At 48.6% G+C, this 12,041-nt stretch carries 12 protein-coding genes; 9 read left to right on the plus strand and 3 right to left on the minus strand.

All coding sequences use genetic code 11. The features are described 5' to 3' along the window. Nucleotides 1–39 precede the first annotated feature (39 nt). Complete coding sequence (locus KI362_RS17350) at nt 40–885, minus strand: polysaccharide deacetylase family protein (protein WP_301628973.1); 846 nt, start codon at nt 883–885, stop codon at nt 40–42. A gap of 184 nt (nt 886–1,069) precedes the next feature. Between KI362_RS17350 and KI362_RS17355 the strand changes: the two genes are divergently transcribed. The 5 genes from KI362_RS17355 (at nt 1,070) to KI362_RS17375 (ending at nt 5,303) form a co-directional block, all read left to right on the plus strand. Beyond that, nucleotides 1,070–1,765, plus strand: a complete 696-nt coding sequence (locus KI362_RS17355; protein ID WP_301628975.1) for a dihydroorotate dehydrogenase electron transfer subunit — start codon at nt 1,070–1,072, stop codon at nt 1,763–1,765. Next, nucleotides 1,762–2,694 carry a dihydroorotate dehydrogenase gene (locus KI362_RS17360; RefSeq protein ID WP_301628978.1) on the plus strand — a complete coding sequence of 311 codons (933 nt, stop codon included), beginning with the start codon at nt 1,762–1,764 and terminating at the stop codon, nt 2,692–2,694. The genes KI362_RS17355 and KI362_RS17360 overlap by 4 nt, the downstream gene beginning before the upstream one ends. 39 nt (nt 2,695–2,733) lie before the next feature. Then, entirely contained in the window at nt 2,734–3,087 is a 354-nt protein-coding gene (lpdD, locus tag KI362_RS17365) for a prenylated flavin chaperone LpdD (protein WP_044478706.1), read from the plus strand. Next, nucleotides 3,080–4,348: a molybdopterin molybdotransferase MoeA gene (locus KI362_RS17370; RefSeq protein WP_301628979.1), complete on the plus strand. Its 1,269-nt coding sequence runs from the start codon at nt 3,080–3,082 to the stop codon at nt 4,346–4,348. The genes lpdD and KI362_RS17370 overlap by 8 nt, the downstream gene beginning before the upstream one ends. 736 nt (nt 4,349–5,084) lie before the next feature. Beyond that, a complete protein-coding gene (locus KI362_RS17375) occupies nt 5,085–5,303 on the plus strand; it encodes a hypothetical protein (RefSeq protein WP_301628981.1) in 219 nt (72 codons plus the stop codon). A gap of 664 nt (nt 5,304–5,967) precedes the next feature. Here KI362_RS17375 and xerS read toward each other — a convergent pair. Then, on the minus strand, nt 5,968–7,044 hold the full coding sequence (xerS, locus tag KI362_RS17380; protein ID WP_301628983.1) for a tyrosine recombinase XerS: 1,077 nt from the start codon (nt 7,042–7,044) through the stop codon (nt 5,968–5,970). A 374-nt stretch (nt 7,045–7,418) separates the two neighbouring features. Further along, entirely contained in the window at nt 7,419–8,345 is a 927-nt protein-coding gene (locus tag KI362_RS17385) for an L-lactate dehydrogenase (RefSeq protein WP_044478701.1), read from the minus strand. A gap of 301 nt (nt 8,346–8,646) precedes the next feature. Between KI362_RS17385 and KI362_RS17390 the strand changes: the two genes are divergently transcribed. The 4 genes from KI362_RS17390 to KI362_RS17405 all read left to right on the plus strand — a co-directional run bounded on the left by KI362_RS17390 (nt 8,647) and on the right by KI362_RS17405 (nt 12,027). Further along, complete coding sequence (locus tag KI362_RS17390) at nt 8,647–9,636, plus strand: polysaccharide deacetylase family protein (RefSeq protein ID WP_301628986.1); 990 nt, start codon at nt 8,647–8,649, stop codon at nt 9,634–9,636. A gap of 68 nt (nt 9,637–9,704) precedes the next feature. Further along, nucleotides 9,705–10,994, plus strand: a complete 1,290-nt coding sequence (locus KI362_RS17395; protein WP_301628988.1) for a WD40/YVTN/BNR-like repeat-containing protein — start codon at nt 9,705–9,707, stop codon at nt 10,992–10,994. Between the two features lie 153 nt (nt 10,995–11,147). Then, nucleotides 11,148–11,333, plus strand: a complete 186-nt coding sequence (locus KI362_RS17400; RefSeq protein ID WP_212939812.1) for a hypothetical protein — start codon at nt 11,148–11,150, stop codon at nt 11,331–11,333. Between the two features lie 283 nt (nt 11,334–11,616). Next, the gene (locus tag KI362_RS17405) at nt 11,617–12,027 is read left to right on the plus strand and encodes a DUF2500 domain-containing protein (protein WP_301628991.1); all 411 of its coding nucleotides are present in this window, start codon (nt 11,617–11,619) and stop codon (nt 12,025–12,027) included. The last annotated feature ends 14 nt before the right edge of the window (nt 12,028–12,041 follow it).

Consider the following 12,041-nt stretch of genomic DNA (forward strand, 5'->3'; position numbering starts at 1 on the left):
AAGCTGCTCCGGCTGTCGCATGACTGGCCGAAGCAGCTTTTATTTTGATTGGGATACATCAAGCAACTCTGGAAGGGTGACAAATTGATAGCCCTTGGCTTGAAGCTCATGAATAATATCAGGCAGCGCTTCAATGGAGCCGGCCAGATTAGATCCGGTTCCGCCGCCGCCGTGCATCAGGATAATTGAACCGGGTCCGGCAGCATTCAACACGTTTTGTTTTACCTTTTCTTTATTAAGTCCTTTCCAATCCAGAGAGTCTACATTCCAGTTCACGAGCTTGTAGCCATGCTGCTTGGCCCAACGGACTTGATTCTCGGTGATTTCGCCATAGGGCGGACGGATCAGCCGTGGACGGTAGCCAATAAGTTCAGCAATGATATCCTCTGTACGCTGAATTTCCTTCTGGAACTGGATAACGGACTTGTTGCTGAACTGAGGATGGCTGTAGGAATGGTTGCCGATCACATGTCCCTCAAGGTGAATTCTTCGCAGCAGGTCCGGATGCTTCTTTACCCGGTGACCGACGACGAAAAAGGTCGCGCGCACGCCCTGCTTGCTAAGCGCCTCCAGGATTTGCGGGGTAAACCGGGGATCAGGCACATCATCAAAGGTGAGGGCCACTTGCTTAACCTCAGGGCCTTTAAACTTGAAGGTTTCCGAATAGCTGCGGCGCAGCTCGCTTAATGATTTTGGGCGATCTTGTCTGATTGCGGTTTGCACCTGGCAAGCGGTTGACTCCTGACTCTGAATTGTCGAACTGTGCTGCTGCTGTTTCATTTGATGCTCTGCCAGCGTTGCGGAAGGCTCCATAGAAAGCCCTATGCATACCGCACAAATAATCAATAGCTTAAACTTCCGTATTCTAATCCATCCGGATCGCATCATCACCCCTCCTTCACAGAAGCATACATTATGCCTTGGTATGTCCTGAATGCGCCAGATGTATGCGAAAGACAAGCATTTTGATTGCGGTGTGACAAATATCACAGACTTGACAGTTAGAAAAATTGCATCTTATAGAGAAGTGTATTTTCAGCATCATCATGTATAGAGAGGGGAGAGGGCATTGCCGGCAGTCATCTATAATGAGCAGATTGCAGAAGGTGTATACCGTCTTGCCGTAGAAGGCTCCTATGCCGCACGGATGGGACAGTTCTATATGTTAAGGGCGTGGGAGATGTATCCGCTGCTATCCAGACCGCTTAGCGTATTTAATGTGGAGGATCACTATATTGAATTTCTGTACCTGGTTGCAGGAGAAGGAACGGCGATCTTCTCGAAGCTGCAGGCAGGGGACGAGATCACGCTGGAAGGACCGCTCGGGAATGGATTTTCGAAGCCTGCGGGACGGACAGCTTTTGTTGGCGGGGGAATCGGGATTGCCCCGTTTTATTATGCGCTGAAACAGGTGCCGGATGCCGACGTATATCTCGGCTTCAGCCGCGAGGCGTATTTGGTGGACGAATTTAAGGCATTAACGTCAGGTGAGGTCATTACGAATGTTGGCGGGATTATTTTGAACCAGATCGACTTTAACCGATACGATACGATCTATACTTGCGGTCCTCACAAGATGCTTGAGGCTGTGCAGCAGAAGCAGGCGGATTCAGGCACAGCGGCGGATGTGTACGTATCCCTTGAAAATCGAATGGCTTGCGGGATCGGAGCCTGCCTCGTATGCAGCGTCAAGTGCAAGGAAAAACGCAAAAAGGCTTGCGCAGACGGACCTGTATTCCGTGCGGAGGAGGTTGTTTTTGAATGATCAACACATCATACACGTTGGCAGGGGTAACCTTCAAAAACCCGGTCGTTATGGCCTCAGGAATCTTTGGATTCGGTAAGGAGTACGGGGCGTACTATGATCTGAACCGGCTTGGCGGTATTTCTGGAAAAGGACTGACCCTTCATCCCAAGGAAGGGAACTCAGGCCTTCGCGTCTACGAGACGCCTTCCGGCATGCTGAATAGTGTGGGATTGGAGAATCCGGGTGTCGCTGCGTTTCTCCAGGAGGAATGCCCGCGATGGGAGACGCTTGACCTGGCCCGGATCGTGAATCTGGGCGGGAACACGCTACAGGATTACACTGAAGGAGCCCGGTTGATTGAAGAGGATGCAATTGCCCGGCAGCTGTCAGGACGGCCTGCAGTAGATATGATCGAGCTGAACATCTCTTGTCCGAATGTAAAGGCAGGCGGAATGGCGTACGGCATCAAGACAGAGGTTGCCCGAGAGGTGGTGCGGGAGATTCGTGCGGTCACAACACTGCCGCTAATCATTAAGCTCTCTCCGAATGCCGAGGATCTGGTCTCCATGGCTGAGATGTGCGAAAAAGAGGGAGCGGATGGCATATCCCTGGTGAATACCTTTTCCGCCATGAAGATAGATATTTACAAGCGCCGCAGCGTTTTTAACAATCTGTATGCCGGGCTGTCCGGACCGGCGATCAAACCGATCGCGCTCCGCATGGTCCATCAGGTGTGCAAGGCGGTAGAGATTCCTGTCATGGGAATGGGCGGGATCAGCAGTGCGGAGGATATCATTGAGTTCATTATGGCTGGAGCCGCGGTGATTCAAGTAGGGACTTATAACTTTATTAATATTAGAGCCGGAATTGACCTGGTCGACGGTGTGGAACGTTTTATGCAGGACCAGGGCATCCGGTCGTTGGACGAAATCCGCGGTATCCTTTAAAATGAGAGGCAGATTGGTTGTTGACAGGGGGTAGTGCGGATGGATCCATTTTCAGATATCAAGCTTGAGGCCGCTTCGCTCGGACGAGACCTGCTAGTGACGATCACCGGCGGGGAAGTCCATATCGGGGCGGCCTCAACCGCTTATTGGACGGACGGCAGGGTGGACGTGCAGACCGCTGCTGTTCCTGGCCACAAGGAGCATGTGCTTACCGTGAAGCTGGCGCAGCGGGCAGCCGCTCAGCTTCACTGCACGGTTACCCTTGTTATGGGGATTCACTATGATAATCTGACCAAGCTTGAAATTGATCAGATCAGTAAGCGTACGGAACAGTTAATGGAGCAATATTTGCTGCAGGCAGAGAGAAGAAACGGAGATGAACAACATGGGTGAAAATCAACAGGATAAAATGTCGCGGAGGGCCTTGCCGGTGGCTGCAGCCCAAGAGAAAGTCATTTCCTTCTGCGGAAAATTAACCAGTGAATTCGTCAGTCTTTCCGAGGCTAAAGGCCGGGTGCTGGCCGAAACGGTCAAGGCTCCGCATCCGTATCCGCATTTCCGCCGCTCGGGCATGGATGGATATGCCATTATTAGCAGCGATACAGCAGGCTGCTCGGCACAAACTCCGGTTCATCTCGAGGTGATAGATGAGATCCCTTGCGGCAGTCTGCCCTCGGTGGCCCTTGTTCCCGGAACTGCTGCAAGAATCATGACAGGAGCCAAGGTACCGGATGAAGCGGATGCGGTAGTCATGTTTGAAATGACAGAGGCCACCGACGGAGAGTCCGGGTACTATGTGAAGCTGAAGCGTGAGATCGCTTCCGGAGCGAATATTACGCCGGTGGGATTGGAGCTTGCCGAAGGTGATGTGATTCTGGAGGCTGGTCAGGTCATTTCGGCAGGGGAAATTTCGGTGCTGGCTACGTTCGGAATCTCTGAGGTCGCCGTGATCCGCAAGCCGCGCGTAGCCGTAATGGCGACCGGCTCAGAGCTGCTTGCAGTTGATGAACCGCTGCAGGATGGCCGGATCCGCAACAGCAACACCTACATGCTTGAAAGTCAGATTAAAGACGCAGGAGCTGAGCCGATTGTTCTGAACGCGATTGCGGACGATCTTTCCACGGCGAGAAGCAGAGTGCTGGAAGCGATCGAGGAATACGATCTCGTCATCTCCACAGGCGGCGTCTCGGTCGGTGACTTCGATATTATGGCCGATCTTGTGCTGGGCGATGAGATGGAAATGCTGTTCAACAAGGTGATGATGCGTCCGGGCAGTGTAACGACAGCCGCGGTCAGGCAGGGGAAGCTCCTGTTTGCCTTATCAGGCAATCCCGGAGCCTGCTTTGTCGGCTTCGAGTTGTTCGTCAGACCTGCTATTGGCCGTATGATGGGGATAGAGCACCCCTTCCTGAAAGAGGTGGAGGCGACACTGGCGGCCGATTATCCCAAGATCAATGCCTACACGCGGTTTGTTCGGGGACGCATCGCTGTGGAAGGAGCCCGGCTGCGGGCTTACCCGGCTGCGCTTGATGAATCCAGTGTGATGATTACGATCAAGGATAGCAATGCCTTGCTCGTGATTCCGCCGACAACCGAAGGGGTTCAAGCCGGGGAGCTGATTAAGGTTCTGCTGCTGCCGGGAGTCGCGGGATAATCCAACGCTCCACTTGCCACAGTTTCCTGCAAATGCACAGCAGTATAAAGACCTGCGTAAGCAGGGGGCAACGTGTGAAGTGTGCTTACGATCGCTGTTGTTCGCGGATTTCTATGATTGAAATAGTAGATGAGAAATCCGCTCACAAAGGCGAACACTCTGAGCATATGCTCCCGAAGTAGCTTTCTTTCAGAAAGCTTTTACTTCAACACACTTCACACTTATGCCCTTATTACGCAGGCTCTTAGCTCAGCTTTATTGATGCAGGTGCACTAATAAAGTTACACACGCGGCCCTTTAGGCTTCCGAAGCATTGAATCCGTTGGGATGTACATACAACTTCGTGATCCGGCATATGAGCTGCCTGATGGAGAGATCGTGCGTATCTATGCAGCACTGAACCTCCATCGGGGAGGGCTGAATTGCAACTATACCCATAGAGTAGAGATTATACTAGCGCATTCTGCAAAATGCTTGAGCAAGTAGGCATCACGCACTCCAAATACGGATTCACACCATTTAGTGAAAAAAGTTACTTTAAATTCAGAAAAACTGGCAGTAAGGCGGATATAGTGAAATTTTTGCACTTAAAGTTGGCTGAAATGCGGGTTTGGCTAGTTACTGGAGATTTAAGGTAAGTTTTTTCACTAAAGGTAGGTTCGAGTGCCGAATAAACAATTTAAGGTAAGAAATTTCACTGGAGCGTGACCGGAACCAGGTTGAGCGAGTAAGGCAAGTGAAGTGCAGAGTAAGAGACTGGAATGGTGATTGGACAAGCGAAGTTCAGAGCGAGTCTGGAATGCCAGTTGGAGAAGCGAATATCGGTGTAAGGCCGGAGCCCGATCTGACAGGTACGTCCGGTACAAGGCAAGGCCGGAGCATCATGGTGTTGGAGCGTAATACCGGACATGGCGATGAGCATCCTGCTTGCATGGTGCCGCAGACGGCAAGATGATTGCAGTGCAGCTTATGGCGCAGCTATACGCAACTACATTGATTGTAGCTGAACCGAAAGGGCGAAGTAGCCAGGGCATAAGTGTGAAGGTAAAGGGGCTGTCCCAAAAGTCCCTGAACACAAAAAGCCGGAAGGAAAAGTTGATATTTCCCATCCGGCTTTTTGTGTTTGTTAGGAAGTGGCCGCGACGCGAATGCCTTTTGTACGAATTTTCGTATTTAACTGCTCCTTGATGCCATCGACTGGAAGAGTTTGAACGATTTTTCATACAAATTACCCTCGTCCCCTCGCTTCACGGGCGATTTTATACGATATTTCGCTCAAAAATCCGGGATTCAGGCGGTGCGGGAGGGATGTTGTGCGACTTTTCGTACAAAACTCCGGCATGGAGCCGTCCACCGAGCGGGGGTGGCTGATATTTCGTACAAATGTCCGGCAATGCTGGACATTGATTTGACGACCTTTCGGGACAGCTCCGCTTCGGAAGCATAGAGCGTCAGCGTTCGCCTTTGCTCGCGGAATGCTCCTTTGATAGAACTTAGTCCATTTAAAGAAATTCGTGAACCGAAAGTACACTCACACGTTGCCTCATCTAACTCGCCTCTTATGTTTAGCTGTTCTCCTGCAATTGCTCACTGGGCCGCGTCTGGAACATACAGTATTGTCAATTCCGACGTTCAATCGCTTCGGACATGGTCTTATCGGTCAGATGGGCATAGACCTCGGTCGTCTCGGTAGATGCATGTCCTAGCTGTTCCTTTGTCTTGTAGATATCATTTTGCAGATAATAGTCCGTGGCAAAGGAATGGCGCAGCTTATGCACGGTAAGATAGGGCTTACCGAAGCGTTTGGCGTATTTGATGATCATCGCCTGAATGGCCCGCTTGGTCATGCGCTTGCCTTCCTTGCTTCCGTTCGGAATGGTTACAAACAGGGCTTTCTCCCGCTTCGGGGTCTTGTAGCGTGTGTGGCGCAGGGCAAGATAATGAGTCAAATCGTCCTTGGATTGCTCCCGGAAATAGACCGGCGTCTTGAAGGTCTCATCATTATGTCCCTTGCGGAACACGTAGAGCAGCTTATTCGCCAAATCCAGATCATTCACATTTAAATTGACGATCTCAGATACCCGGAGCCCGGAATTCAGAATAAGGCTTGCAATGCAGGCATCGCGCTCCCGATTAAGCTCAAAAGCATGAAGTGCCTGTTTATTATTCTGAATATCCTCGCGATACCCTTCTGCAATGTAGGTAATAAATTCCGTAATTTCTTCTTCCTCGAGTATTTTTCCTTTAAGCTTTGCCGCCGTATCCTTCGGCTTATGGATCCGTTTGATTTCCACCTTGGCCATAATGTTCCGCTTTAGCAACGGGTAGAAGTTCTCGTCTTCGGCAATCTGGCTCAAATAATGAAACAGCGAGCGAAGGGAGGACATTTTGCGGGATACCGTGACTTTTGAATTGGTTCCTTCTGTCCGTGTGGTTAGATGCAAGCGGTAAGCTACGATGCTCTCCATATGAAGCACTTCGAGATCATAAAGTGTAATATCTCCGATCACAGCAGCGCTCGTCAAGCCCTCGGCGATTAGCCAGCCGAAGAATTGCTCGTAATCCCGCACATATTCAAGCAGGGTCGAGGGGGAAAGGTCTGGCAGTTTGTAATCTATAAATTGCTGAACATAGCCGGGCATTCGTACAACCCGCTCATCCAGCTTTTTACGGTCAATCGTCTTTTGAATACTCATAATGCTATGCAGCCTCCTGATTTAGCAAGGTAATTTCAAGCGCAAAAAATGAAAATTTCAACATATGAAAAATTCAGAACAGGATTCTTATTTCAACGGATCTAGCTCAGTCACCTCAATGCCATTCTGTACTCGTAATTATATCATTCTTCTATTCGTAAAAAGAAGGAGCTGGAGCTAAATTAGTAATCAGATAAGAAACATATGAAATGTTATGTAAACTAAGGGAAGGAAATGAATAAGACATAACCTAAGATCAGCATTATTCACAAGAATTAATCAGATAAATAAAGAAGTTAATTGAATTAATTAATTATCAAGAAGAAAGGCGACAAGTCTTTCTTCCCAAGGAAGCAGTGTTTGTCGCCAATCTTTTACAAATCCAGCTTACTGATTTCATCTTTGAGCTTATTGGCTGAGGCCTGGAATTGCGCAAGCTCCTGATCACCCAGTTCGAGGTTGAGTACTTGTCTAACCCCGGAACCATCAACGATGCATGGAACGCCTAGATAGACATCCGATACGCCGTTGTAATCGGTTAGCAGGGTAGAGACATTCAGGACAGAGCCTTCGTCCTGCAGGATGGAGGTAATAATCCGGTCAAGTGCCAACGCGATGGCATAAGAAGTTGCTCCCTTTGCATTGATGATTTCATAGGCAGCATTTTTTGTATTGTTGAAGATTTCCTCGCGGTCCTGTTCGGAGAATTCCAGACTGATTCCGGCGACGTTAGCGAGGCTCCATAGAGGCAGCTCCGAATCTCCATGCTCACCTACGATATGCGCATGAATGCTGCGAGGATTAATCCCTTTATTTTGACCGATCAAATAACGGAATCGCGCACTGTCCAGCAGGGTCCCCGAACCGATGACCCGGTTGGAGGGGAAGCCGCTCTTGCGCAGGGACACATAGCTCAAAATATCCACCGGATTGGTCGCCACCAGAATAATCCCGTGATCATTGTATTGCACGATATTTTTGATAATGCTGTCGAAGATTCCAGCGTTCCGCTTCAGCAGATCGATGCGAGTCTCGCCCGGCTTTTGTGAAGCACCGGCGGCAATCACAATAACATCCGCATCCTTGCAATCACTGTAATCCCCCGCCCAAATCTTCACGCCCCCTGTAAAAGGAAGTCCATGATTCATATCCAGAGCTTCGCCCAAGGCCTTGTCTTTATTCGCATCGATCAGAACCAGCTCGGATACACGTTCCCGGAGAAACAGGGTGTATGCCGTGGTCGTCCCGACAGCTCCGGTTCCGATAATAACTACTCTGCTGGAACGTAATTGCGTATTCATCAGATCATCTCCCTACATCTGGATTCAACCACTCTTAGGTTGTTCAGCATCCTGAGCGGTTATGTACTTATTTACTCTGATTATTGTACATGAAACAGAAGTTAATAGGCAAAATTTTGAATACAAGAAAGTAAGTCAATTCATGTAATCATTATTTATAGTTAACATAATATATCTTATGTTTTATTCAGTGAAGTAATAACTTTGTAACCATAGATGTAACTATTCTGTAAGGACGAAGCGGGCTGTTTTATATTATTCTAGTTATATCATCAGATAGAGAGAGGATCTTGATATAGCTATGACAAACCATCCTACTTCCGAAAGCCGCACCACATCACGTTCACAGCACAAATCAGGCAAAACGATGAAAGCGCTAGTCACTGTCGCTCTCATTCTATCGTCTATATCGATCGTTATGTCTGCCTATGCCACCAATCAAATTATCCATGGATCGAAGTCGGCTGTAGGGGGAAAAATGCAGACTCCTCCCGCAGCAGCTTCACCGGTCACTGTACCCCAAAGCACAACATCTGAGCCCCGGGAAAGCTCTGCTGAAGAGGCTATTTTAGCTGAAGATTCAGCCTTTAAACCCGGCTCCGAGGATAAGAGTATTGCAAACCCAGATAAGAGCCCGGCTTCGTCAGAGAATACAAACACCCGATCGGCTGTTTCTGAGCAGAAGGTGGTTTATCTAACCTTTGACGACGGACCGAGTAAATATACCGATACGATAGTGGATCTGCTGCAGAAGCGGGGAATCCATGCTACTTTTTTCATGATTGGCAGTCAATTGAAGGATCATGAGGAGACCGTGAAACGGACGATCGAGTTGGGGAATTACGTCGGACTTCATAGTATGAGCCACAACAAGAAGAAGCTTTATGACAGTGGAAAGGCGGAGCCGTTCTTGAAGGAATATCAACAGGAGCAGGCACTGGTGAATGAGCTTACAGGAACGACACCTTGGTTGATTCGGGCTCCCTATGGGAGCAAGCCGGGAGTGAACGCGGATATTCGTGACCGTCTGGCAGAAGCCAACTTCAAAATGTGGGATTGGACCGTGGATTCCAAAGACTGGAGCTATACGGACAAGCCGGATAAAATCATTCAGGAAGTGAAACGCCAGGTTCGCAGGGATACCGAAGTTATATTAATGCATGAGAAGCCGCAGACCATAAAGGCCCTTCCTGACATCATTGATTATCTGCAGAAAAAGGGATATTCCTTTGCTGTCTATAAGCCAGAGCTGCACTTCCCTGTAAATTTTGCCAAGGATGATCGTTTGTGACCCGGATGGTATAATAGATTGCAACGGATTCTACTAAGTCTGACCGACTGGAAATGAGGTATTTCGTAATGAACAGCTGTCTACGCTTCATCAGCGCCTTGTTGATTATGGCGACGCTGCTTGCGGCTTGCTCGGCGAACCCGTCACTTCCTGCGAACAGCCCTGTCTCTATTGAGGATACTCAGGAAGAGGGGCAGACGCTCACGATCGTTAATCCTGAATCTATCGATTCAAATATGCAAACGGAACAACTCTCAGATGGCAAGAAGTATCAAATCCAGACCCGGCTTACAGATTTTCATCTGCTAAGCTCGACGACCGGGCTGGCATGGGGGGCTACTCGAAATGAGCTCCGTCTATACCGCACTGAGGACAATGGCGCAACCTGGACCAACATTTCTCCGTCCTCTTCAATCTTATTTTCCAGTAGCCCTGAATTTGGGAAGGATTTCTTCTTCTTAAACAAGGACACAGGATGGATCATTCGGAATACGATCAACTCCGGTGAGGCTATTATTCTGCGGACAAATAATGGCGGTCTAGTCTGGAAAATGGCTTCTTTGCCGGATGTAGCCCGGGTTGTGGCTGTCTTCTTTCTCGATGCAGAGCAAGGCTGGATTGTTACCGAGGGCGATTATAGATCCAGCAGCGAGGCAAAGGCTGTCTATTTAACCAAAGACAGCGGCGCAACCTGGAAAAAGATCATGAGTACGCCGATCATTGCTGCAGATGCATCGGCGCGGCTCAACAAGCTGCCCAAAATAGGTGTTATTTCCGGAATGAGCTTTACAGACAAGAACCACGGATTTGTAAGTGTGCTGGAAGCCGGTCAGCCATCTCTTTACAGAACGACAAACGGCGGTGTGAACTGGAGTAAAGTGGAGGGATGGTTTGATCATTCGAAGTTTGCGTCCTGTTCGCGCTTTAGCGTGGATGCCCCGGAGTTTTTCCGCGGCAATACACGGTATGGATGGGTTCCTTTTGGTTGTGTCAAAGAGGATGCGATTAAATATCAGGGATACTTCACCGAGGATGGAGGAGCTTCATGGAGCTTCGTGCCTTTCTCCGTGCCTTGGCAGCAAGATGATTCATCACACTTGGCAACGACCTTCCTAAATCGAAGAGAAGGGTGGTCGCTCCACGGATCCATGGTCTACCATACAACCGATCTCGGAGAAAATTGGTTACTGCTGCCTCAGAGTGCCAAGCTTTCCGAAATTGTTCTTGAGTATCCTAATGTTCTTAAGGTACAGTTTTTCAATTCTCAATTGGGCTGGCTGCTAGTGGGACAAAGCGATAATAATCGTTCGTTGCTTATGCAGACCATGGATGGAGGAGCCAGCTGGCAGGTGCTTTAAAATAAAAATACAATGTGACTTTTTTCATGAAGTTCATCATTTTGTGAAATTTATCACGTGCACTCCAAATACTTTGTGATATATTTAACTTGTAAGAAGAAATGAGAGAAATGCAAGTTCGATCACATACAAAACCTTTAGGAGTGAGTCATGATGAAAACAGTCAACCAAGAAAATGTTACCCGCAACTACCTGCAATTCTGCTACACTTGCGAGGATGCTCACCTGTGCACGACTGAAGAGACTTGCCGGGCTTGTTGGGCAGAGCAAGGACTATGTGCTGCGCCGGAAGAGAATGCTGAAGAGACCAGAGAATTGTTGCAATTATACTATGCATAAAAAGAACGAGAACCCAGCGTAACCTTCGCGCATCCTGGCGAGGGTTATTTTTTTGCAAAAAAACGGGACAAGACTTGAATAATTTAGCCGGGACATGAATACAAGTTTTTGATCTAAGAGCATATATATGAGAATGAAAAGGGAGGATACCGAAAAGCACTATAAGTTGGACTATAAAAGCTCGTAGAAAGGGCATAAGTGGGAAGAACACTTCACACGTTGCCCCCAGAACATAAATTTCAGTAGTTCAACTTATATGGCTTGCGTGATAAGGAGGGGAAGCATGCAATCGTGGGTAGAAATGTTCGATATAATGAACTCTGCTTTTCCAATCTTCATCGTCGTCTTGATCGGGATTCTTGCTATTACTACAGTCAGCGGTATTCATCGTCATGTATCCAATAGCCGGAAGCCTATGCTCAGTGTCCATTCCCTCATTGTAGGCAAGCGTACAGAGGTGTCGCATCGCCATGATTCTGATCTGTCTGTGAACCGCACGGATTCTAAATACTTTATAACCTTTGAAGTGGAGAGCGGAGACCGGCTGGAGTTCATCGTGAGCGGAGAGGAATATGGGCAGTGCTCGGAGGGAGATGAGGGCAAGCTGACGTTCCAGGGAACACGATACCTAGGATTTGAGCGAATGAGAAGGGCTTATCGGACTACTGGAATGCAGGAGTACAGGCATTACTAACTATTAAGGATAAA

Origin of the sequence: Paenibacillus apis (assembly GCF_018333295.1) — a bacterium.
Classification (GTDB): Bacteria; Bacillota; Bacilli; order Paenibacillales; family Paenibacillaceae; genus Fontibacillus; species Fontibacillus antibioticophila.